The sequence below is a fragment of the Streptococcus mitis genome, assembly GCF_003944325.1.
Lineage (GTDB): Bacteria > Bacillota > Bacilli > Lactobacillales > Streptococcaceae > Streptococcus > Streptococcus mitis_CW.
Genome location: NZ_RJPX01000007.1, coordinates 30,089 through 52,989, shown reverse-complemented (window position 1 = coordinate 52,989; position 22,901 = coordinate 30,089). Strand labels below are relative to the sequence as shown.

At 41.7% G+C, this 22,901-nt stretch carries 20 protein-coding genes; 18 read left to right on the top strand and 2 right to left on the bottom strand.

Features of this window, described 5'->3' with window-relative positions; all coding sequences use genetic code 11:
- Positions 1-2 precede the first annotated feature (2 nt).
- Genes yihA through whiA form a run of 5 tightly spaced genes read left to right on the top strand, consistent with a single transcriptional unit; the run spans position 3 to position 3,804 of the window.
- On the top strand, positions 3-590 hold the full coding sequence (gene yihA / locus D8787_RS03655) for a ribosome biogenesis GTP-binding protein YihA/YsxC (protein ID WP_020900580.1): 588 nt from the start codon (positions 3-5) through the stop codon (positions 588-590).
- 9 nt (positions 591-599) lie between these two features.
- The gene (locus tag D8787_RS03650; RefSeq protein WP_001140426.1) at positions 600-980 is read left to right on the top strand and encodes a RidA family protein; all 381 of its coding nucleotides are present in this window, start codon (positions 600-602) and stop codon (positions 978-980) included.
- Positions 981-1,031: 51 nt separating this feature from the next.
- Positions 1,032-1,922: an RNase adapter RapZ gene (rapZ, locus tag D8787_RS03645; protein WP_023943686.1), complete on the top strand. Its 891-nt coding sequence runs from the start codon at positions 1,032-1,034 to the stop codon at positions 1,920-1,922.
- Complete coding sequence (locus D8787_RS03640) at positions 1,919-2,896, top strand: YvcK family protein (RefSeq protein ID WP_125420838.1); 978 nt, start codon at positions 1,919-1,921, stop codon at positions 2,894-2,896. Before rapZ ends, D8787_RS03640 begins: the two co-directional genes overlap by 4 nt.
- A complete protein-coding gene (gene whiA, locus D8787_RS03635) occupies positions 2,893-3,804 on the top strand; it encodes a DNA-binding protein WhiA (RefSeq protein WP_125420836.1) in 912 nt (303 codons plus the stop codon). Before D8787_RS03640 ends, whiA begins: the two co-directional genes overlap by 4 nt.
- 493 nt (positions 3,805-4,297) lie before the next feature.
- Here whiA and D8787_RS03630 read toward each other — a convergent pair whose 3' ends face one another.
- A complete protein-coding gene (locus tag D8787_RS03630) occupies positions 4,298-5,266 on the bottom strand; it encodes an NAD(P)/FAD-dependent oxidoreductase (RefSeq protein WP_125420834.1) in 969 nt (322 codons plus the stop codon).
- A gap of 245 nt (positions 5,267-5,511) precedes the next feature.
- Here D8787_RS03630 and cdaA point away from each other — a divergent pair, with 245 nt between their 5' ends.
- The 8 genes from cdaA (at position 5,512) to D8787_RS03585 (ending at position 13,903) form a co-directional block, all read left to right on the top strand.
- On the top strand, positions 5,512-6,369 hold the full coding sequence (gene cdaA, locus D8787_RS03620; RefSeq protein ID WP_125420832.1) for a diadenylate cyclase CdaA: 858 nt from the start codon (positions 5,512-5,514) through the stop codon (positions 6,367-6,369).
- The gene (locus D8787_RS03615) at positions 6,356-7,120 is read left to right on the top strand and encodes a YbbR-like domain-containing protein (RefSeq protein ID WP_042901348.1); all 765 of its coding nucleotides are present in this window, start codon (positions 6,356-6,358) and stop codon (positions 7,118-7,120) included. Before cdaA ends, D8787_RS03615 begins: the two co-directional genes overlap by 14 nt.
- Before the next feature lie 24 nt (positions 7,121-7,144).
- Positions 7,145-8,497: a phosphoglucosamine mutase gene (glmM, locus tag D8787_RS03610; protein ID WP_125420830.1), complete on the top strand. Its 1,353-nt coding sequence runs from the start codon at positions 7,145-7,147 to the stop codon at positions 8,495-8,497.
- Positions 8,498-8,570: 73 nt separating this feature from the next.
- The gene (locus tag D8787_RS03605; RefSeq protein WP_001050081.1) at positions 8,571-8,945 is read left to right on the top strand and encodes a DUF1149 family protein; all 375 of its coding nucleotides are present in this window, start codon (positions 8,571-8,573) and stop codon (positions 8,943-8,945) included.
- A 1-nt stretch (position 8,946) separates the two neighbouring features.
- Positions 8,947-9,795 (top strand): DegV family protein, encoded by an 849-nt coding sequence (locus tag D8787_RS03600; RefSeq protein ID WP_125420828.1) that lies wholly within the window; start codon positions 8,947-8,949, stop codon positions 9,793-9,795.
- A gap of 276 nt (positions 9,796-10,071) precedes the next feature.
- A complete protein-coding gene (gene dapB / locus D8787_RS03595) occupies positions 10,072-10,839 on the top strand; it encodes a 4-hydroxy-tetrahydrodipicolinate reductase (protein WP_125420826.1) in 768 nt (255 codons plus the stop codon).
- A complete protein-coding gene (locus D8787_RS03590; RefSeq protein WP_125420824.1) occupies positions 10,836-12,035 on the top strand; it encodes a CCA tRNA nucleotidyltransferase in 1,200 nt (399 codons plus the stop codon). Before dapB ends, D8787_RS03590 begins: the two co-directional genes overlap by 4 nt.
- Positions 12,032-13,903 (top strand): ABC-F family ATP-binding cassette domain-containing protein, encoded by a 1,872-nt coding sequence (locus tag D8787_RS03585; protein WP_125420822.1) that lies wholly within the window; start codon positions 12,032-12,034, stop codon positions 13,901-13,903. Before D8787_RS03590 ends, D8787_RS03585 begins: the two co-directional genes overlap by 4 nt.
- 36 nt (positions 13,904-13,939) lie before the next feature.
- Here the strand turns inward: D8787_RS03585 and mntE are convergent, their stop codons facing one another.
- Positions 13,940-15,124: a CDF family manganese efflux transporter MntE gene (gene mntE / locus D8787_RS03580; protein ID WP_125420820.1), complete on the bottom strand. Its 1,185-nt coding sequence runs from the start codon at positions 15,122-15,124 to the stop codon at positions 13,940-13,942.
- Between the two features lie 160 nt (positions 15,125-15,284).
- On the opposite strand from mntE, the gene D8787_RS11840 reads away from it, so the two are divergent.
- From D8787_RS11840 to D8787_RS03555, 5 genes are all read left to right on the top strand, one after another.
- Positions 15,285-16,718 carry a hypothetical protein gene (locus tag D8787_RS11840; RefSeq protein WP_260471375.1) on the top strand — a complete coding sequence of 478 codons (1,434 nt, stop codon included), beginning with the start codon at positions 15,285-15,287 and terminating at the stop codon, positions 16,716-16,718.
- A gap of 1 nt (position 16,719) precedes the next feature.
- The gene (locus D8787_RS03570) at positions 16,720-17,691 is read left to right on the top strand and encodes a glycosyltransferase family 2 protein (protein WP_125420818.1); all 972 of its coding nucleotides are present in this window, start codon (positions 16,720-16,722) and stop codon (positions 17,689-17,691) included.
- A gap of 239 nt (positions 17,692-17,930) precedes the next feature.
- Entirely contained in the window at positions 17,931-20,627 is a 2,697-nt protein-coding gene (locus D8787_RS03565; RefSeq protein WP_125420816.1) for a cation-translocating P-type ATPase, read from the top strand.
- Between the two features lie 114 nt (positions 20,628-20,741).
- Entirely contained in the window at positions 20,742-21,152 is a 411-nt protein-coding gene (locus D8787_RS03560; protein ID WP_125420814.1) for a peptide deformylase, read from the top strand.
- Positions 21,153-21,163: 11 nt separating this feature from the next.
- Entirely contained in the window at positions 21,164-22,759 is a 1,596-nt protein-coding gene (locus D8787_RS03555; RefSeq protein WP_125420812.1) for a hypothetical protein, read from the top strand.
- Positions 22,760-22,901 lie beyond the last annotated feature (142 nt).

Sequence of the window (22,901 nt, the reverse complement as noted above, 5' to 3'; positions counted from 1 at the left end):
TTATGGAACTTAATACACACAATGCTGAAATCTTGCTCAGTGCGGCCAATAAATCCCACTATCCGCAGGATGAACTACCAGAGATTGCCCTAGCAGGGCGTTCAAATGTTGGTAAGTCCAGCTTTATCAACACTATGCTCAATCGCAAGAATCTCGCCCGTACATCAGGAAAACCTGGTAAAACCCAGCTTCTTAATTTCTTTAACATTGATGACAAGATGCGCTTTGTGGATGTTCCTGGTTATGGTTATGCCCGCGTTTCTAAAAAGGAACGTGAAAAGTGGGGGCGCATGATTGAGGAGTACTTAACGACTCGGGAAAATCTCCGTGCGGTAGTCAGTCTAGTTGACCTTCGTCATGACCCGTCAGCAGATGATGTACAGATGTACGAATTTCTTAAGTATTATGAGATTCCAGTTATCATCGTTGCGACCAAGGCAGACAAGATTCCTCGTGGTAAATGGAACAAGCACGAATCAGCAATCAAGAAAAAATTAAACTTTGACCCAAGTGATGATTTCATTCTCTTTTCTTCTGTCAGCAAGGCAGGGATGGACCAAGCTTGGGATGCAATCTTAGAAAAATTATGAGGTAAAAAAATGGCAAAAACAATTCATACAGATAAAGCCCCAAAAGCTATCGGACCCTATGTTCAAGGAAAAATCGTTGGCAACCTTTTGTTTGCTAGTGGTCAAGTTCCTCTCTCTCCTGAAACTGGAGAAATCGTTGGAGAAACCATCCAAGAACAGACAGAACAAGTCTTGAAAAACATTGGTGCTATTTTGGTAGAAGCAGGAACAGATTTTGACCATGTTGTCAAAACAACTTGCTTCTTGAGTGATATGAACGACTTTGTTCCTTTTAACGAGGTTTACCAAACGGCCTTTAAAGAGGAATTTCCAGCTCGTTCAGCTGTGGAGGTAGCTCGTCTTCCTCGTGATGTAAAAGTCGAAATTGAAGTCATCGCAGAGATTGGATAAGCTAGTTGAAGTTTGGTTCTGCCAAACTTCTTTTGATATAAGGAGAAAAAGATGACAAAGAAACAACTTCACTTGGTAATTGTGACAGGGATGAGTGGTGCAGGCAAAACAGTAGCCATTCAGTCTTTCGAGGATCTAGGTTATTTTACCATTGACAATATGCCGCCAGCCCTCTTGCCTAAGTTTTTGCAGTTGGTGGAAACAAAGGAAGACGACCATAAGCTGGCTTTGGTAGTGGATATGCGTAGCCGTTCTTTCTTCTCAGAGATTCAAGCTGTTTTGGATGAGTTGGAAAACAAGGAAGAACTGGACTTTAAAATTCTCTTTTTGGACGCGGCAGATAAGGAATTGGTCGCGCGTTATAAGGAAACCAGACGAAGTCACCCACTAGCAGCAGACGGACGGATTTTGGATGGGATCAAGCTAGAGCGTGAACTCTTGGCGCCTTTGAAAAATATGAGTCAAAATGTGGTGGATACAACTGAACTCACTCCTCGTGAACTGCGTAAAACCCTTGCAGAGCAGTTTTCAGATCAAGAACAAGCCCAGTCTTTCCGTATCGAAGTCATGTCTTTTGGCTTTAAATATGGAATCCCGATTGATGCGGACCTGGTCTTTGATGTCCGTTTCTTGCCAAATCCATACTACCTTCCAGAACTGCGAAACCAAACGGGTGTAGATGAACCAGTTTATGACTATGTCATGAATCATCCTGAGTCAGAAGATTTTTATCAGCATTTATTGGCCTTGATTGAGCCGATTTTGCCAAGTTACCAAAAGGAAGGGAAGTCTGTTTTGACCATTGCCATGGGTTGTACGGGTGGACAACACCGTAGTGTGGCCTTTGCCAAACGCTTGGCGCAGGACTTATCCAAGACTTGGCCTGTTAATGAAGGGCATCGCGACAAAGACCGAAGAAAGGAAACGGTAAACCGTTCATGAGAAAACCAAAAATAACGGTAATTGGTGGAGGGACTGGGATCCCCGTCATTCTTAAAGGTCTGCGTGAAAAAGATGTGGAAATAGCTGCTATTGTAACGGTGGCAGATGATGGTGGTTCATCAGGGGAACTCAGAAAAAATATGCAGCAGTTGACACCGCCAGGTGATCTTCGTAATGTCCTTGTGGCCATGTCAGATATGCCTAAGTTCTATGAAAAGGTCTTTCAGTACCGCTTTTCTGAGGATGCGGGAGCCTTTGCTGGCCATCCATTGGGCAATCTCATTATCGCTGGCCTGTCAGAGATGCAGGGTTCGACCTATAATGCCATGCAGCTACTGAGCAAATTTTTCCATACAACAGGGAAGATTTATCCTTCCAGTGACCATCCTTTGACCCTGCATGCAGTCTTCCAGGATGGGACAGAAGTAGCTGGAGAAAGTCATATTGCAGACCATCCAGGCATGATTGACCATGTCTATGTAACTAATACCCTCAACGATGATACGCCTCTGGCCAGTCGTCGAGTGGTGCAGACCATTCTTGAAAGTGACATGATTGTCCTTGGACCTGGTTCACTCTTTACCTCGATTTTACCTAATATCGTGATTAAAGAAATCGGGCAGGCGCTTTTGGAAACCAAGGCAGAAATTGCCTATGTCTGCAATATCATGACCCAACGTGGGGAGACGGAACACTTTACAGATAGTGACCACGTGGAAGTCTTGCATCGTCATCTTGGCCGACCTTTTATCGATACTGTCTTGGTAAATATCGAAAAAGTACCACAGGAATACATGAATTCCAACCGTTTTGATGAATATTTGGTGCAGGTGGAACATGACTTTGCTGGTCTTTGTAAGCAGGTTCCGCGTGTGATTTCATCCAACTTCCTTCGTCTGGAAAATGGTGGTGCTTTTCATGATGGGGATTTGATTGTGGATGAGTTGATGCGGATTATACAGGTGAGAAAATGAGTTTCACAGTAGCAGTAAAAGAAGAAATCCTGAGTCAACACCATCTGAGCCGACATGAACTATCTGCCATTATCAAGATGTCTGGTAGCATCGGTCTTTCGACCTCGGGCCTGACCTTGTCTGTCGTGACAGAAAATGCCAAACTGGCTCGTCACCTCTACGAGTCCTTTCTTCATTTCTATGAAATCAAATCAGAAATTCGCCACCACCAAAGAAGTAATCTTCGTAAAAATCGGGTCTATACCGTTTTTACAGATGAAAAAGTGCAGGACTTGTTGAGTGATTTGCACTTGGCAGACTCTTTCTTTGGCCTGGAAACAGGTATTGACGAGGCGATTTTATCGGACGAGGAAGCAGAACGTGCTTATCTTTGTGGAGCTTTCTTGGCAAATGGGAGCATTCGTGATCCTGAATCGGGTAAGTACCAGTTGGAAATCAGTTCTGTTTATCTGGATCACGCGCAAGGGCTTGCCTCTCTTCTTCAGCAGTTTTTACTGGATGCCAAGGTGCTTGAGCGCAAGAAGGGAGCTGTTACCTATCTCCAGCGAGCTGAAGACATTATGGACTTCTTGATAGTAATCGGAGCCATGCAGGCGCGTGATGATTTTGAGCGGGTTAAGATTTTGCGAGAAACCCGTAACGACCTCAATCGGGCCAATAATGCCGAGACGGCGAATATAGCTCGGACAGTTTCTGCTAGCATGAAGACTATCAACAATATTAGTAAAATCAAAGATATCATGGGCTTAGAGAATTTACCAGTAGATTTGCAGGAAGTGGCACAACTGAGGATTCAACACCCAGACTACTCTATCCAGCAGTTAGCAGATAGTCTCAGCACACCTCTGACCAAAAGTGGTGTCAACCACAGACTCAGAAAGATAAATAAATTAGCCGATGAACTATAAAGATATTCTCCCTTGAATTATCAGTGTGATTGGTTGATTCTATTTTTCTAATGGCTTGATATCGCTAACTTATAAAATATCAACCTGTTTCTTGACAATTGAATAGAGTATGTGAGATAATAAGGGGGAATTGAGAAGTTCTAGCATTTTAGTGCTAACAGAAATCCCCTCGGTACTGCAATACCGAGGGGATTTTTTTCTGGGTTAGATAGCACTAACCAGGAAGGTTACTTGTCGAAGTGATCGTCTAACCAACGAGTCACCAGCCATGAGATGATACTCTCGATGACTGCGATAAGCACTATTTTGAGAAGTTCTAGCATCTGTAATACCTCCTTTTCCAAGGCGTATTGTTAGTGCCGTTCTTATTATATCACATGTTTTATCAGTTTGATAGGCATTTTTATTTTTGCTAAAAAAGGGAAAGATATGAGCTAACAAGATTGTAGATGAACTATAAAACCACGAATCCTATGTGACTCGTGGTTCTTTTTTATAAACTGGTTGAGTGTTTTGGTTGTACTTTTTGTTCAGGGTCAATGTAATTAATAGCATTGTTGACAGCGGTTGGGGCTTCTCCGAGACCTGTCGCAATCAAATCAATTTTTCCGTCATAGTAGCAGCAGTCACCGATAGCATAGATACCTGCTTGGCTGGATTCTTGTTTGCTGTTGACAATAATCTTGTGGCGGTTGAGATCCAGACCCCAGTTTTTGAGGTTACCGACAGAAGATTTGAAACCATAGTTGACAAAGAGGTGGTCTAGGTCAATCGTTTCTGTTTCATCAGATTTGACTTTTGTGATTTCAAGTTTATTGAGCGTTGTTCCATCTCCAAGGAGTTGGCTAGGGACGAATGGTGTCTTGATGGTCACAGAAGATTCCTGTAAAGCTTGCACACTGTGTTCCAAAGCACGGAAATTATCTCTGCGGTGAACAAGGGTAGTTGGTGCGATTTTTTCAAAAGCCAAAGCCCAATCCACAGCTGAGTCTCCTCCACCAAGAATGGTCACTTTCTTGCCAGCATATTGCTGAATGTTAGAAACGTGGTAGTGGATATTTTCATAGCCCTCAACGCCTTCCAGTTCCAGCGGACGTGGTTTGAAGGCACCGCCACCCATAGCAATGATAACAGTTTTAGTCAGGTGACTTCCTTTAGAAGTTGTAATGGCAAAGCCTTGATCTTGTTTTTCAATCTCAAGAACCGTTTCATTGAGATGAATAGGCGTGTCAAAGCCGTTTAGCTGTTCAATCAAGCGGTTAGTCAACTCTTCTCCAGTCAGGTTTGGGAAACCTGGGACGTCTAGGATTTCCTTTTCAGGATAGAGAATAGCAGGTTGTCCACCTAGCTGAGGAAGAGAGTCGATGATTTGGACCTTGGCTTGACGTAGGTGGGCATAAAAGGCCGCAAAAAGCCCGACTGGACCACCACCTACAATGGTAATATCATAGAGTTGAGACATGGTTTCTCCTTTGTTTTTTCTAGTCATACTCTTTGAAAATCAAATTCAAACCACGTCAGCGTCGCCTTACCGTACTCAAGTACAGCCTGCGGCTAGCTTCCTAGTTTGCTCTTTGATTTTCATTGAGTATCAGTTTATTTTATCATATTTTTTCTTTAATTTAAAATGAAGTAGGATAGGGGAAAAAATGTCAGAAAAAATGGTATAATAGAAAGGAACGTGTTTGGACAGAGAGGAGACAGCAGATGAACTTTCAACAATTATCCAATCTGCAATATTGGACTAGCTTGTTTTCTAGTCCTTGGAGTATTGCCATCAATTTGTTTGATATTTTGATTGTGGCCTATGTTTTATATCGTTTTACAAAAGCGATAGCTGGTACTAAGATTATGATTTTGGTACGTGGGGTCTTGATCTTTGTATTAGCCCAGGTTGTGGCCAATATCCTTGGTTTAACAACGATTTCTTGGTTGATTAATCAAATTATCACCTATGGGGTTATTGCTGCGGTTGTTATCTTCTCTCCAGAGATTCGGACTGGTTTGGAACGTTTGGGAAGGGCGACAGATTTCTTTTCTACTAGTCAAATTAGTGCAGAAGAGCAAATGATTCGTGCCTTTGTCAAGTCAGTTGAATATATGAGCCCTCGTAAGATTGGTGCCCTGGTTGCCATCCAACGAGTTCGCACCTTGCAAGAATACATTGCAACAGGGATTCCCTTGGATGCCAATATTTCGGCAGAACTCCTCATCAATATTTTTATTCCTAACACTCCCCTACATGATGGTGCTGTGATCATCAGAGAAAATCGGATTGCGGTGACTTCTGCCTATCTGCCTTTAACAGAAAGGACAGGGATTTCCAAGGAATTTGGAACCAGACATAGGGCGGCTATCGGTTTATCAGAAGTGTCGGATGCCTTGACCTTCATCGTCTCAGAGGAAACAGGAGGTATTTCTATTACCTACAATGGAGTTTTCAAGCATGATTTGACTCTTGAAGAATTTGAAGCAGAGCTACGAACAATTCTTTTGCCAGCCCTTGAGGAAAAAACCAGTTTCAAGGACCGTTTGCTAGGAGGTTGGAAAAATGAGAAAAAATAGTTTATATATTATCTCATCTCTCTTTTTTGCTTGTGTCTTATTCATCTATGCAACATCGACCAATTTTCAAAATAATAATACTGTAAGGCAGGTCAAATCGGAAACCTACACCAATACGGTAGCAAATGTTCCTATAGACATTCATTATGATAATAGTCAATACTTTATTAGTGGTTTTGCTTCAGAAGTTTCAGTTGTGCTGACAGGTGCCAATCGTGTGACTTTGGCGAGCGAAATGCAGGAAAGTACTCGTAAGTTTAAGGTTACAGCGGATTTGACAGATGCTAGTGTTGGAACGATTGAAGTTCCCTTGAACATTGAAAATCTTCCAAGTGGATTGACCGCTGTGGCAACGCCTCAAAAGATTACAGTGAAAGTTGGGAAGAAGGTTAAGAGAGATGGGATGCTTGTTGTGCCACAAGTTGACCAAAGCCAGATTGATCCCAAGCTACAAATTGATAGTGTAACCGTATCAAATGAACGAGTTTCGGTTACGACAGATCAGGAAACATTAGCTAAGATTGACAAAGTTATTGCGCTTCTGCCTACTAGCGAACGGATTACAGGTAATTATAGTGGTTCGGTACCTTTGCAGGCAATCGACCGCAATGGGGTTGTCTTACCAGTAGTGATTACTCCGTTTGATACAACAATGAAGGTCACTACAAAACCAGTAGCACCAAGTTCAAGCACAAGCAGTTCGTCGGAGACATCTTCGTCAACGAAAGCAACTAGTTCAAAAACGAATTAAAAATAGAAAAAGGATTTTATAAAAATGGGTAAATATTTTGGGACTGATGGAGTCCGTGGAGAAGCTAACGTAGAACTAACGCCAGAATTGGCCTTTAAATTAGGACGTTTTGGAGGTTATGTGCTCAGTCAACATGAAACGGAAGCACCGAAAGTCTTTGTAGGACGTGATACACGTATTTCAGGAGAAATGCTAGAATCTGCCTTGGTGGCAGGTCTCCTTTCAGTAGGGATTCACGTGTATAAATTAGGCGTTCTGGCAACACCAGCAGTAGCTTACTTGGTCAAAACTGAAGGAGCAAGTGCAGGTGTCATGATTTCTGCTAGCCATAACCCAGCTCTTGATAATGGGATTAAGTTCTTTGGTGGAGATGGCTTCAAACTAGACGATGAAAAAGAAGCAGAAATTGAAGTCTTGTTAGATGCTGCGGAAGATACTCTTCCTCGTCCAAGTGCAGAAGGTTTGGGAACCTTAGTAGATTATCCAGAAGGCTTGCGTAAGTATGAAAGCTATCTGGTTTCAACTGGAACTCCCCTTGAAGGAATGAAGGTTGCCTTGGACACAGCCAATGGTGCAGCGTCTACAAGTGCCCGTCAGATTTTCGCTGATCTCGGTGCTCAATTGACGGTTATCGGAGAAACACCAGATGGTCTTAATATCAACCTTAATGTTGGTTCAACACACCCAGAAGCCCTTCAAGAAGTTGTTAAAGAAAGTGGGTCAGCAATTGGTTTGGCCTTTGACGGAGACAGTGACCGTTTGATTGCGGTTGATGAGAATGGCGACATCGTCGATGGTGATAAAATCATGTATATCATCGGGAAATACCTTTCTGAAAAAGGACAATTGGTCCAAAATACAATCGTGACGACTGTGATGTCCAACCTAGGTTTCCACAAGGCCTTGGACTGTGAAGGCATTAACAAGGCAGTCACTGCAGTTGGAGACCGCTACGTTGTTGAAGAAATGAGAAAATCAGGCTATAATCTCGGTGGTGAACAGTCTGGTCATGTCATCTTGATGGATTACAATACCACAGGTGACGGTCAATTATCTGCAGTCCAATTGACAAAAATCATGAAGGAAACTGGTAAGAGCTTGTCAGAGTTGGCCGCAGAAGTAACGATTTATCCACAAAAATTAGTCAATATCCGAGTGGAAAACGCCATGAAGGAAAAGGCCATGGAAGTGCCAGCTATTAAGGCTATCATCGAGAAGATGGAAGAAGAAATGGCAGGGAATGGCCGTATCCTTGTCCGCCCAAGTGGAACAGAGCCCCTTTTGCGTGTCATGGCAGAAGCGCCTACAGCAGAAGAAGTAGATTACTATGTTGATACCATTGCAGATGTGGTTCGAGCTGAAATCGGGATTGACTAAATCCTAGAAAACTAGATGAAAATAAAAAATTATGGTACAATAGCTTATAATATTGTAGCCGAGGGAGAGAGACATGAATCTTAAACGTGAACAAGAATTTGTTAGTCAGTATCATTTTGATGCGCGTAATTTTGAATGGGAAAATGAAAATGGAGCTCCTGAAACCAAGGTGGATGTGAACTTTCAATTGATTCAACATGACCAAGAAAATCAAGTGACTTCCTTAATTGTCGTCTTGAGTTTTATGATTGTATTTGATAAGTTTGTCATTAGTGGAACCATTTCACAGGTGAACCATATCGATGGTCGTATTGTCAATGAACCAAGTGAATTGAACCAAGAAGAGGTGGAAACGTTGGCTCGTCCATGTTTGAACATGCTCAATCGTTTGACTTACGAAGTGACTGAAATTGCATTAGACTTACCAGGAATCAATTTGGAGTTCTAATATGAAACTAGCTGTTATCACAGATTCCTCTGCCTATCTCAGTGCAGAGACCTTACAAAGAGAAGATTTGTTTGTCTTGGATATTCCTGTCAATATTGATGGTGAGGAGTATGTCGAAGGTATCAATCTGACTGCTGAGGAATTTTACCAAAAAATGGCTCAGGCTTCTGAATTACCTAAGACCAGTCAACCAAGTATTGCCAAGTTAGATGAGATTCTAACTTCGCTCAAAGAACAAGGCTATACACATGCCTTGGGGCTTTTCCTATCTTCTGGAATTTCAGGTTTTTACCAAAATATCCAGTATATGGTCGATGACTATGAGGGATTAACCATTGCTTTTCCAGACACCTTGATTACAAGCGCTCCTCTGGGTATCATGGTTGAAAGCGTCTTTAACTGGCGAGATCAGGGAGATGATTTTGCTATCATTCAGGATAAGCTAGCTATTCAAATCAGCCGTACGTCAGCTTTTATCATGGTAGATGACCTGGATCATTTGGTAAAAGGTGGACGTCTTTCAAATGGTGCTGCTATTTTGGGCAATCTGCTAAGCATTAAGCCAATCCTCTATTTCAATGACCAAGGTGTGATTGAAGTGTACGAAAAAGTTCGTACGGAAAAGAAAGCAACCAAGCGCTTGATTGAAATCATTAAGGAAACCACAGCTTCAGGCCAATACCGTGTCATTGTCATTCACGGAAATGCTCCTGAAAAGGCTGAAGAATTGCGTCAGCACTTGCTAGATTCTGGAGTGGGTACGGATATTTCACTAGCTACATTTGGTAGTGTCATTGGAACCCACCTAGGAGCAGGAAGCATTGCTCTGGGTTATATTCCAGTGATTTAGTTGGCGTTTCTAGGCTAGTTAAGAAATCTTGTATCATAGAAATTGAACACGGACTACCTGCTTCTTGAAAAAAGATGCCTGTCTTGCCTTTCGTGGAAAGTCAGCGTCATTCCCTATTTTTCATGGGCAGCTAAGGTCCTTAGTATCTTGATAATTGAACACGCCTGGAACCCTGTGTGAAAAAGATAGTTCTTCCAAGGAGTAGACACTTCTTGATCAAAACTCCTATTTTCACTATGTGTTCCTACAGGCTTTGTATCTTAGACAGGAGTAGAGATGAGTATTCGAGTAATTATTGCTGGTTTTAAGGGAAAGATGGGCCAGGCTGCTTGTCAGATGGTCTTGGCTGATCCAGACTTAGACTTGGTAGCAGTTTTGGATCCTTTTGAGTCTGAGTCAGAATGGCAGGGAATTCCTGTTTTCAAGGATAAGGCTGATTTAGCAGGCTTTAAAGCGGATGTTTGGGTAGATTTTACAACTCCAGCTGTTGCCTATGAAAATACACGCTTTGCTCTTGAAAATGGTTTTGCTCCAGTAGTTGGAACAACAGGTTTCACAAGTGAAGAAATTGCAGAGCTAAAAGAATTTTCTCGTGCCCAAGCTTTGGGTGGCTTGATTGCTCCTAACTTTGCCTTGGGTGCTGTCTTGCTCATGCAATTTGCGACGCAGGCTGCCAAATATTTCCCAAATGTGGAGATTATCGAGCTTCATCATGACAAGAAAAAGGATGCTCCGAGTGGAACAGCTATTAAAACAGCTGAATTGATGTCAGAAGTTCGAGAGTCAATCCAGCAAGGTGCGCCTGATGAGGAAGAATTGATTGCAGGCGCCCGTGGTGCTGACTTTGATGGCATGCGTATTCACTCAGTTCGTTTGCCAGGCTTGGTAGCCCATCAGGAAGTCATCTTTGGCAATCAGGGAGAAGGATTGACCCTCCGTCATGACTCCTATGATCGCAGCTCCTTCATGACAGGGGTGAATTTGGGAATCAAAGAAGTTGTCAAGCGTCATGAGCTTGTCTATGGATTAGAACACTTATTATGAGATTAACGCAAATGCCTTCTGAATTTCAGAAGGCTTTACCAGTATTAGAAAAAATTAAAGAAGCAGGTTTTGAAGCCTATTTTGTTGGGGGATCTGTGCGAGATGCCCTCCTCAATCGTCCCATCCACGATGTGGATATTGCGACGTCTTCCTATCCAGAAGAAACCAAGCAGATTTTTCCGCGAACAGCTGATATCGGAATTGAACATGGGACTGTCTTGGTTTTAGATGGGGATGAGGAGTATGAGGTAACCACCTTTCGGACAGAAGATGTCTATGTAGACTATCGCAGACCCAGTGCGGTTTCCTTTGTGCGTTCGCTAGAAGAAGATCTCAAGCGCCGTGATTTCACAGTCAATGCCTTTGCCTTGGACGAGACAGGGGAAATCATTGACTTGTTCCATGGTTTAGACGATTTGGAAAACCAAGTCTTACGAGCAGTTGGAGTGGCAAGTGAGCGTTTCAACGAAGACGCTCTGCGGATTATGCGTGGCTTCCGTTTTCAGGCCAGTCTTGGCTTTGAACTTGAGCCAGAAACCTTTAAAGCTATGAAGACCTTGACGCCACTTTTGGAGAAAATTTCTGTAGAGCGTACCTTCGTTGAGTTTGATAAACTCTTGCTGGCTCCCTTTTGGAGAAGGGGCTTGGCTTCCATGATTGAGAGTCAAGCTTATGACTATCTCCCTGATATGGCATCTAGCCAGGATAAGCTTAACAGACTGTTTGATTTGGAGACTGATTTCACCTTTGAATCTTCAGAGCAAGCCTGGGCGGCTTTACTGTGGGCTTTGGAGATTGAAAATGCGCAGCCATTTTTGAAGGCTTGGAAGACCTCACGCCAGTTTGCTAAGCAAGTTCAGGATTTACTGACTATTTTGACTCTGCGTGAAAAGGGAGAATTGAGCAAGCGCGATTGTTATCGCTTTGACTTGGATTTGCTTTTACAGGCTGAAAATCTTCGTCAGGCTCAGGGAAAACCAGTCAACCCACAAGTCATCACAGAAACCTACCAGAGTCTGACCATTCATGACAAGAAAGAAATTCAGATTAATGGTGGTATTTTGATTAAGGAATATGGCTATCAGCCGGGACCAGACTTGGGAGAGATTTTAACAGAGATTGAATATGCCATTGTCGATGGAACATTGGAAAATGACCGTCAAGCCATCCATGCTTATCTGAGGGAGAAAAAATGAGTGATTTTATCGTTGAAAAACTAAGTAAATCCGTCGGTGACAAGACCGTTTTTAAGGATATTTCCTTTATTATCCATGACTTAGACAGAATTGGTCTGATTGGTGTCAATGGGACTGGCAAGACTACTCTTTTGGATGTCCTTTCTGGTGTTTCTGGCTTTGATGGGGATGTCAGTCCCTTTTCAGCTAAGAATGATTACCAGATTGGTTACTTGACCCAAGATCCTGATTTTGATGATAGCAAGACGGTCTTGGATACGGTCCTCTCCAGCGACCTCAAGGAAATCCAACTCATTCGTGAGTATGAGTTGATCATGCTCAACTACAGTGAGGACAAGCAGGCGCGTTTGGAACGGGTCATGGCGGAGATGGACTCTCTCCAAGCTTGGGAAATCGAGAGTCAGGTCAAGACGGTTCTTAGTAAGCTGGGGATTCAGGACTTATCGACTCCAGTTGGGGAATTGTCAGGTGGTCTGAGAAGACGGGTCCAGTTGGCGCAAGTTCTTCTTGGCAACCACGACCTCTTGCTACTGGATGAGCCGACCAACCATCTGGATATTGCAACCATCGAGTGGCTGACCCTCTTTTTGAAAAATTCTAAGAAAACCGTCCTTTTTATCACCCATGATCGTTATTTCCTAGACGCTTTATCAACACGGATTTTCGAGTTGGACCGAGCAGGATTGACAGAGTATCAGGGGAATTATCAGGACTATGTTCGCCTAAAGGCGGAACAGGACGAGCGAGATGCGGCTCTTCTCCACAAAAAGGAACAACTTTATAAGCAAGAATTGGCCTGGATGCGCAGACAACCGCAGGCGCGTGCGACCAAGCAACAGGCTCGTATCAATCGTTTCCATGACTTGAAAAAGGAAGTTTCAGGTGGCGTTGCTGAGACAGACTTGACCATGAATTTTGAGACTAGTCGGATTGGGAAGAAAGTCATCGAGTTTCAGGATGTTTCCTTTGCCTATGAAAACAAGCCCATTCTGCAAGATTTTAATCTCTTGGTGCAGGCTAAAGATCGTATTGGAATCGTTGGAGACAACGGTGTTGGGAAATCAACCCTGCTTAACCTGATTGCAGGCAGTCTTGATCCGACAGCAGGACAAGTTGTGATTGGGGAAACAGTTCGCATCGCCTATTTCTCTCAACAAATTGAGGGATTGGATGAAAGCAAGCGAGTTATCAATTACCTGCAGGAAGTGGCAGAAGAGGTCAAGACCAGCGGTGGTTCTACGACTTCCATCGCTGAGTTGTTGGAGCAGTTCCTTTTCCCACGTTCGACGCATGGAACCTTGATTGAGAAATTGTCAGGTGGAGAGAAAAAACGACTTTATCTCCTCAAACTACTTTTGGAAAAACCAAATGTTCTTCTCTTGGACGAGCCGACCAATGACTTGGACATTGCAACCTTGACAGTTTTGGAGAATTTTTTGCAAGGCTTTGCAGGGCCTGTCTTGACAGTTAGCCACGACCGCTATTTCTTGGATAAGGTAGCGACCAAGATTCTCGCTTTTGAGGATGGCAAGATTCGTCCTTTCTTTGGTCATTACACCGACTATTTAGATGAAAAGGCCTTTGAAACAGATATGGCCAATCAAGTGCAAAAGGCTGAAAAGGAAAAAGTGGTCAAGGTCCGCGAAGACAAGAAGCGTATGACCTACCAAGAAAAGCAGGAGTGGGCAAGCATTGAAGGCGATATTGAAGCCTTGGAAAATCGTATCGCTGCTATTGAAGAGGAAATGCAGGCCAATGGCTCTGACTTTGGTAAGCTAGCGACTCTTCAAAAAGAACTGGATGAGAAAAACGAAGCACTCCTTGAAAAATACGAACGCTATGAATATCTAAGTGAATTTGATAGTTAAAAGAATAGAAAAATCCCGTCTCATGACAGGATTTCTCTATTCTTTTTTGGTTTCTTGATGAAAGATATTTTGCCAAGTTTCGTGACGGCGCCAGATACTAGTATGGACAATTCCGTCCAATTCATAGCAGATGAGTTTGGTCTTTTGACTGATGGAAGTGATTTGAATATCCTTGATAGCAGAGTTCAATTCTTTTTCGGCTTTATAAGCCTCTTTATCCATCTGCTCTCCATCCTGACGAATATAGACAAAATCGTCAGCCAAGAGTTCTTCCAGTTGATTTCCCTGGTCAATCAATTGTTCGCGCATAAGCAATTTTTTGTAGACATTGTCTAAAATCTCATCCTCAGGTATAGGTGCTGGTTCGATATGGACATCGGTATCAAAGATTCCAAAACGCTCTTCCAGCATAGACTCGACTTGATCCGCAATTTCATGACTCTCATAAACCGACAAGTCAGGATTCATTTCTAGTGTAATATCCAGGTAAATGTTGCTACCGTAGGTACGACCTCTTTGGGACTTAACCTTGCTGATCTTGGGAATTTCCATGATGGCCTTTTGATAATCCTCAAGCAGACGGTCGTCGAAACCATCTGATAGGCTAAAGGAAGACTCAATGAAGATATCATAGGCAGTTTTCAAGATAAAGAAAGTGATGATGATAGCAACCAGTTTATCCACAATCGGATAGTTGAAACTGCTAGCTAGTATGGCAATGGTGGTTCCAAGTGAGGTAACAGCATCAGAAAGATTGTCCTTGGCAGCTGCCTTCAGCGCCTTGGAGTTGGATTTCTTACTGAGGCGAGTATTGTAGAGATAAACAACAAACATAATCGCTGCAGAAATGATTCCTAGGGTTGCACCAAGAGGGTCAATGACCGTTTCTTCATGACTGAGAATTTTTTGAATGGTATCCTGAAGTACATCGAAACCGACATAAAACATGATGATGGAAGTGATCAAGCTAGCTAAATCCTCAATTTTCCAGTGACCAAAACGGTGGTCACGGTCTGCAGGCTGGCGCGCCATCCGAATCCCAATCAAGAGGGCAACATTTCCAATGATGTCCGAGACGTTGTTGAAACCATCTGCCACCAAACTGGATGAATGAAGAAGATGGCCAGTAGCCAATTTGGCTGCAGACAAGAGCAAGTAGGTCGAAATACTGATAATGGCCCCACGCTCAGCTAACTTGAGATTTGAAATAGATTGCTTCATTCAACTTCCTTTCTAGTCACATAGCATTCTACCATTATACTGGTTTTCAAGGGAAAATTCAAATAGGATGGATAAAAGTAAGAAAATACAAAGTAGAAAATACTTTTTTTTTTTAGGAAATATGATAGACTGATAAAGTGAAAAGTTGAGGTGAATAAAATTGAAAAAAATGAGTATTTTAGTGATGAGTATTTCTTTGCTCTTTACTGTTTTAGTCTGGTTCTCGATGGTAACAAATGTCAAACAAGGAATACCGTTTTCAGATGCTAGTATTTTTGAATATTTTGGGTATGCAATGAATAGGGGAGAATTGATGTATGCAGACCTATTTGATCATAAGGGGCCAGTTGTTTTTTTACTGAACTACCTAGGATATCTTATTGGTGGTGCTTTAGGAATTAAATTTTTATACCTATTTTGCACATTTCTTTTCTTTGTAGCTAGCTATAAGATTTCAAGGTTATTTACTGGAAATAAGCAAACAATTTTAACTTTAGCAATTATCTTTATAATTTATGAGTATTTTTTTGATGGCGGTTGGAGTTTAGAAGGTTTTATTTTACCTTTTTTGGCTTATTCATTATACATTTTTTTAAAACTGTTTATACAAAGCGATTTCAGCAAAAATGATATCATAGCATCAGGTGCATTTTTCTCTATTGTATTTTTTACGAAAGCAAATATGATAGGGATTTGGCTTGTATTTTGTATTTATGTATTGATTGATTTCATACTTAAGAAAGCATACAGGGACTTGTTTTCTTTGATTGGATTATTTTTCCTTGGAATATTAATACCAACTATCCCTTTGTGCTTATATCTGTTATCAAAAGGTATCTTTTTTGAAATGATATACCAGTCGATTGGAATTAATTTTATTTATACTACAGAGTCAAATAACGTTTCGATGTATGAGATTATCAGATGGTACATTTCCCAAACAAATCTCTTAAGTCTTAATTTATTGATGTTATTTTCCTTGATACCACTGTGGAAGAAATTTGGAATAAAATCAATTTTCTATCATTTTGTTTTTATTATTTGTCTACTTCTGGCTCTTATCTCGAAAAGAAGCTATGGCCATTACATTTTAGTGATGCTTCCGATTTTGATTCCATATATTTCCTATGTATTTCATAGCATATCAAAGAAAATGTCTTTTCAAGTATTTCTTATCTTGTTCTTAGGATTAAGTATTGTATACCAGAATGATGTGAAATACATCATGAAGAATATGAATACTAGATATCTCAATAATTCTGAAAAACAGCAACGTGTTGCTAACTATATAGAGAAAAATACGTCGATGGATGACCGAATTTATACACACCGTCAAAATGGAACAATTTATTTGTACAGTGAACGGCTAGCTAGTACAAAATTTTTCTTTATCCCTGCGGTGACAGATGATCGAGTTATTATTGATGAGTTTAAAAAATCTATACAAGAAAATCCTCCTATCTATATTGTATTTGATACTGAATGGGATTATGGTAAGAGGACTGACTCTTTTATTAAGGATTATATTAAAGTAAATTATCACTTAGAAAAACAGATTGATACAGCTATGATTTATAGAAAAGGAGGAGAATAGTATGAGCAGGAAAAAGCCAATTTTATATATAGTTGTTCCATGTTATAACGAAGAGCAAGTCTTACCACATACTAATCCAATGTTTCTTGAAAAAATGGAACAATTAGTAAAGAAAGAAGAAATCCATCCTCTCAGTAAAATCATGTATGTAAATGATGGTAGTAAGGATCGGACTTGGGAATTGATAAAAAGTTATGCTAAATCCATTCCTTCTGTGGTTGGTGTATCACAAAGTCGTAATAGGGGGCATCAAAGTAGTGTCCTTGCAGGGATGTATGAAGCTATTCAGTTTGCTGATATTGTCATTACCATTGATGCCGATGGACAGGATGATATTAACTGCATGGATAAGATGATTTCTGAGTATAAAAGTGGTTCTGAAATTGTATACGGTGTACGTGATAACCGTGATACGGACTCTGCTTTTAAACGAATTACAGCCGAAGGTTTTTATAAAGTGCTACGCCTATTTGGAGCAGAAGTTATTTTCAATCATGCCGACTATCGCTTGGTTTCTAAAAGATTCTTGAAGGAATTAGAAAAATTCACTGAAGTTAATCTATTTCTTCGTGGTTTAATGCCTTTAGTTGGTTTTAAATATTCTTACGTTTCATATAAGCGCCATGAACGAATTGCTGGTGAGAGCCATTATCCACTATCTAAAATGCTTGGTTTGGCTATGGATGGTATTACCAGTTTATCAATCAAACCGATTCGGTTGATTACAAGCCTTGGTGTTTTGACATCACTCTTTAGTTTTCTATTGATTATTTGGGTTATATTGAGTAAGTTTGCTGGTACGGTTGTGGCTGGTTGGGCAAGCACCTATGCAATAGTTAGTTTACTTGGTGGAGTACAATTGATTAGTTTGGGAGTAATTGGTGAGTATATTGGAAAGATTTACCTAGAAACGAAACGTCGTCCTAGATATATTATCAGTGAACGTACTTTTGATAAGGATAGAATTTTATAGAATCTTTACTCTTTGAAAACTTTCCAAAATTTGGTATAATAGTACTACTCAAGGGAGTAGCTGGCAGAAACCTGTGATAGTGTCGTCATTCCGAATTTTATACTGAAAAGTATGCTTTCCGGCCCTATCTTAAACAGCGAGACTTGTTATGATTAACAGGTCTCTTTTTTGTTTGTCGTGAAAAGATACGATGAGGAAAAAGAGAGTCTGTTTTGCACACAATGTCAAGGAGGAGACACATGTCAAAAGAACAAAAACGCCAAGCGTTTTACAATCAGAGTCCTGAAGAGGTCTTGAAGGCTGTGGATGCGACCGAGAAAGGTTTGTCATCAAGTGAGGCGGAAAAACGCCTTGCCGAATTTGGCCACAATGAACTCGAAGAAGGCGAGAAACGATCAATCCTGGTCAAATTCATCGAGCAATTTAAGGATTTGATGATTATCATCCTAGTTGCGGCAGCAATCTTGTCAGTCGTGACTTCTGGTGGAGAAGATATCGCAGATGCCATTATCATCCTAGCTGTAGTTATCATCAACGCTGCCTTTGGTGTTTACCAAGAAGGAAAAGCAGAAGAAGCGATCGAAGCCCTCAAATCTATGTCTAGTCCAGCTGCTCGCGTTCTGCGTGATGGGCATATGGCTGAGATTGACTCTAAAGAATTGGTACCAGGTGATATCGTCGCTCTCGAAGCAGGTGATGTAGTACCTGCAGACCTACGTTTGCTAGAAGCCAACTCTCTTAAAATCGAAGAAGCAGCTCTTACAGGTGAGTCTGTTCCAGTTGAAAAAGACTTGACAGTTGAACTTGCTGCAGATGCTGGTATCGGTGACCGTGTCAATATGGCCTTCCAAAACTCAAATGTGACTTATGGTCGTGGGATGGGTGTTGTTGTCAATACAGGGATGTACACTGAAGTTGGTCACATCGCAGGTATGCTTCAAGATGCGGATGAGACAGATACACCACTTAAACAAAACTTGAACAACCTTTCTAAGGTCTTGACCTATGCAATCTTGGTTATTGCCCTTGTTACTTTTGTAGTGGGTGTCTTCATTCAAGGGAAAAATCCACTTGGTGAGTTGATGACCTCTGTTGCGCTTGCCGTTGCAGCCATTCCAGAAGGGCTCCCAGCTATCGTAACTATCGTTCTTGCCCTTGGTACTCAAGTTTTGGCTAAACGAAACTCTATCGTTCGTAAGTTGCCAGCAGTTGAAACACTTGGTTCAACGGAAATTATCGCTTCTGATAAGACTGGTACGCTGACCATGAACAAGATGACAGTCGAAAAAGTCTTCTACGATGCGGTCCTACATGACTCAGCTGATGACATTGAACTGGGTCTCGAAATGCCGCTTCTACGTTCAGTAGTCTTAGCTAACGATACTAAGATTGATGTGGAAGGCAATCTAATTGGTGATCCAACCGAAACAGCCTTTATCCAGTATGCCTTGGACAAGGGCTACGATGTCAAAGGATTTTTAGAGAAATATCCTCGTGTGGCTGAGTTACCATTTGATTCTGAACGTAAGCTCATGTCAACAGTTCATCCACTTGCAGATGGACGCTTCCTCGTAGCCGTTAAAGGTGCGCCAGACCAACTCTTGAAACGTTGTGTTCTTCGTGATAAGGCTGGGGATATTGCTCCGATTGACGATAAGGTTACAAACCTCATCCATACCAACAACTCTGAAATGGCTCACCAAGCCTTGCGTGTCCTTGCGGGTGCTTATAAGATTATTGATAGTATTCCAGAAAACCTTACTTCTGAAGAGCTTGAAAATGATTTAATCTTTACTGGTTTGATCGGGATGATTGACCCTGAACGTCCTGAAGCTGCTGAGGCTGTTCGTGTGGCTAAGGAAGCGGGAATCCGTCCAATCATGATTACGGGTGACCACCAAGACACTGCAGAAGCGATTGCCAAACGTTTGGGCATCATTGACGCAAACGATACAGAAGGCCACGTTTTAACTGGTGCTGAACTCAACGAATTGTCAGATGAAGACTTTGAAAAAGTAGTTGGTCAATACTCTGTTTATGCGCGTGTGTCTCCAGAGCACAAGGTTCGTATCGTCAAGGCCTGGCAAAAACAAGGTAAGGTTGTTGCCATGACAGGTGACGGTGTCAATGATGCGCCAGCTCTGAAAACAGCCGATATCGGTATCGGTATGGGAATCACTGGTACAGAGGTTTCTAAGGGTGCATCTGACATGATTCTTGCAGATGATAACTTTGCGACTATCATTGTTGCAGTTGAAGAAGGACGTAAGGTCTTCTCAAACATTCAAAAGACTATTCAGTATCTGCTTTCTGCCAATACTGCTGAAGTATTAACAATCTTCCTATCAACCCTCTTTGGTTGGGATGTCTTACAGCCAGTTCATCTCTTGTGGATCAACTTGGTAACGGATACCTTCCCAGCTATCGCTCTAGGTGTTGAACCTGCGGAGCCAGGTGTTATGACCCATAAACCACGTGGACGCAAGGCAAGCTTCTTCTCAGGTGGTGTTTTCAGTTCTATCATCTATCAAGGTGTACTCCAAGCAGCCCTTGTTATGAGTGTTTATGGACTTGCGATTGCTTACCCAGTTCATGTGGGTGACAATCATGCCATTCATGCAGATGCCCTTACTATGGCCTTTGCAACCCTTGGTTTGATTCAGCTCTTCCATGCCTACAATGTTAAATCTGTCTACCAATCCATCTTGACAGTTGGCCCGTTCAAGTCTAAGACCTTTAACTGGTCTATCCTAGTATCCTTCATTCTTCTTATGGCAACAATCATCGTAGAACCGCTTGAAGGAATCTTCCACGTAACCAAACTAGACTTGTCACAATGGGGAATCGTTATGGCTGGAAGTTTCTCAATGATTATCATCGTCGAAATTGTTAAGTTTGTTCAACGCAAACTTGGTTTTGACAAGAATGCGATTTAAAAAGAAAGTCATCTTCGGATGGCTTTTTTTGCATTTGAGGGAAAGGGCTTGCAGTTATCGACTTTTGTGCTATAATTGCTATAATATAGTAAAAAGTAAGAGGAGTGTGAGGAAGTGGAAAAGAAAATTGTGAAAGATATTTTGTTTTTATGTCAGGTGTCTCAGCCGGCAAGTCAGGAAGACCTTCATCTTGCCAGAGATTTGAAGGATACACTCTTAGCAAATCGTGAGACCTGTGTCGGTCTGGCTGCCAATATGATTGGGGTGCAGAAGCGCGTGATTATTTTTAATCTTGGCTTGGTTCCTGTGGTCATGTTTAACCCAGTGCTCCTGTCTTTTGAAGGACCTTATGAGACAGAAGAAGGCTGTTTGTCCTTGGTAGGTGTGAGACCTACTAAGCGTTATGAAACCATAAGGATTGCTTATCGTGACAGCAAGTGGCAGGAACAGACCATTACCTTGACAGGCTTCCCAGCTCAGATTTGCCAGCATGAACTGGATCACTTGGAAGGACGAATCATTTAGGAGGAAAGCAAATGAAACGAATAGTCTTTGAACTTATTTTTATCGCAACGACCTGGTATATCTTCTTACCACCCCTTAACCTGACCAGCTGGGAGTTTCTCTTTTTCCTCTGTGGGCATTTGTTGCTTGTGGCTATTTTATTTGGCTTTGGCAAGGGAATCAATCTGGTCAAAACAGTTCATGTGCGCCACGGCAAGGCGGAAGCTGCTTTAAATTTTGAGGGTTTCAAAATCAATCGGTTAGGGAAAGTTCTTTTTGCTTCTATTGGAGGAATTCTTCTCTTGGCTGGTTTAGTTTCCTTGGTGACCTCCAGCATTTTTCAGGCTAAAAATTATGCTAATGTAGTCACAGTTACGGAAAAAGACTTTACTGAATTTCCTAAGACTGACACCAGTAAGGTTCCTATCTTAGATAGAAGTACCGCTGAAAAAATTGGTGACCGCTACTTAGGTTCCCTAACGGATAAGGTGTCGCAGTACGTAGCGGCAGATACCTATACCCAATTGACAATTGATGGGAAACCTTATCGAGTTACACCACTAGAATATGCAGACCCTATCAAATGGTTTAATAATCAAGCTAAGGGAATCGGCGAGTATATCAAGGTGGACATGGTAACAGGAAATGCGAATTTGGTGGACTTGAAGACACCAATCAAATATTCAGACTCGGAGTATTTTAACCGTGATGTCAAGCGTCACCTGCGCTTTAAGTACCCAACCAAGATCTTCAAAACTCCATCTTTCGAGGTGGACGATGAGGGTAATCCTTTCTATGTAGCAACGGTTTACCAAAAGCAATTTGGACTTGCGGTTCCTCGTCCTGTTTCAGTCATTATCTTGGATGCCACAAATGGAGAAACCAAGGAATACAGCTTGGCAGATGTTCCAGAATGGGTGGACAGAGTCTATCCAGCTGAGGAAACCATTGAGCAAATCAACTACAACGGCAAGTACAAGGACGGTTTCTGGAATGCCATGATTTCCAAGAAAAACGTGACCCAGACTACCAAGGGCTATAATTACTTGTCTATCGGCAATGACATCTATCTCTACACAGGCGTGACGTCGGCCAATGCAGATGAAAGTAATCTTGGTTTTATCCTTGAAAATATGCGGACAGGGGAAATTACTAAGTATAGCTTGGCTTCTGCGACCGAAGAATCAGCCCGTGAATCAGCCGAAGGTGCTGTTCAGGAGAAATCCTACAAGGCGACCTTCCCAATCCTCATCAACCTCAATGACAAGCCTCTCTACATCATGGGTTTGAAGGACAATGCTGGTTTGGTCAAAGAGTATGCTTTGGTAGACGCAGTCGAGTACCAAAATGTTATCGTAGCTACGACAGTGGAAGAGCTGCTCAGCAAGTATGCTAATAAAAACGACCTTGAAATTGACAATGAAACCAAAGAAAGTATCAAGGGTGTGGTAGCAGACCTCAAATCAGCTGTTATCAAGGGAGATACCGTCTACTTCTTTAAAGTTGATGGCAAGATATACAAGGTCAAGGCTTCTGTATCTGATGAACTTCCTTACCTAGAAAATGGTAAAAACTTTGAAGGTCAAGTAGGAAAAGACAATTATCTCAAGACCTTTAAGGTACAGTAAGAGAAGAGGTTGGAGAAAAATCTCAATTTCAGGAAAAAATGAAGTAAATCTTTCCATAATAGACGCATAGTATCAAGTTTTTCAACACTTGATATGATGCGTTTTTCTGATTTTTAAGACTTTTCCCAGTTTCTTTTCAGAT

Bases quoted from the DNA above. Each gene is read 5' to 3' on its own strand.
- yihA (WP_020900580.1), top strand. From the start codon at position 3: ATGGAACTTAATACACACAATGCTGAAATCTTGCTCAGTGCGGCCAAT.
- D8787_RS03650 (WP_001140426.1), top strand. From the start codon at position 600: ATGGCAAAAACAATTCATACAGATAAAGCCCCAAAAGCTATCGGACCC.
- rapZ (WP_023943686.1), top strand. From the start codon at position 1,032: ATGACAAAGAAACAACTTCACTTGGTAATTGTGACAGGGATGAGTGGT.
- D8787_RS03640 (WP_125420838.1), top strand. From the start codon at position 1,919: ATGAGAAAACCAAAAATAACGGTAATTGGTGGAGGGACTGGGATCCCC.
- whiA (WP_125420836.1), top strand. From the start codon at position 2,893: ATGAGTTTCACAGTAGCAGTAAAAGAAGAAATCCTGAGTCAACACCAT.
- D8787_RS03630 (WP_125420834.1), bottom strand. From the start codon at position 5,266: ATGTCTCAACTCTATGATATTACCATTGTAGGTGGTGGTCCAGTCGGG.
- cdaA (WP_125420832.1), top strand. From the start codon at position 5,512: ATGAACTTTCAACAATTATCCAATCTGCAATATTGGACTAGCTTGTTT.
- D8787_RS03615 (WP_042901348.1), top strand. From the start codon at position 6,356: ATGAGAAAAAATAGTTTATATATTATCTCATCTCTCTTTTTTGCTTGT.
- glmM (WP_125420830.1), top strand. From the start codon at position 7,145: ATGGGTAAATATTTTGGGACTGATGGAGTCCGTGGAGAAGCTAACGTA.
- D8787_RS03605 (WP_001050081.1), top strand. From the start codon at position 8,571: ATGAATCTTAAACGTGAACAAGAATTTGTTAGTCAGTATCATTTTGAT.
- D8787_RS03600 (WP_125420828.1), top strand. From the start codon at position 8,947: ATGAAACTAGCTGTTATCACAGATTCCTCTGCCTATCTCAGTGCAGAG.
- dapB (WP_125420826.1), top strand. From the start codon at position 10,072: ATGAGTATTCGAGTAATTATTGCTGGTTTTAAGGGAAAGATGGGCCAG.
- D8787_RS03590 (WP_125420824.1), top strand. From the start codon at position 10,836: ATGAGATTAACGCAAATGCCTTCTGAATTTCAGAAGGCTTTACCAGTA.
- D8787_RS03585 (WP_125420822.1), top strand. From the start codon at position 12,032: ATGAGTGATTTTATCGTTGAAAAACTAAGTAAATCCGTCGGTGACAAG.
- mntE (WP_125420820.1), bottom strand. From the start codon at position 15,124: ATGAAGCAATCTATTTCAAATCTCAAGTTAGCTGAGCGTGGGGCCATT.
- D8787_RS03570 (WP_125420818.1), top strand. From the start codon at position 16,720: ATGAGCAGGAAAAAGCCAATTTTATATATAGTTGTTCCATGTTATAAC.
- D8787_RS03565 (WP_125420816.1), top strand. From the start codon at position 17,931: ATGTCAAAAGAACAAAAACGCCAAGCGTTTTACAATCAGAGTCCTGAA.
- D8787_RS03555 (WP_125420812.1), top strand. From the start codon at position 21,164: ATGAAACGAATAGTCTTTGAACTTATTTTTATCGCAACGACCTGGTAT.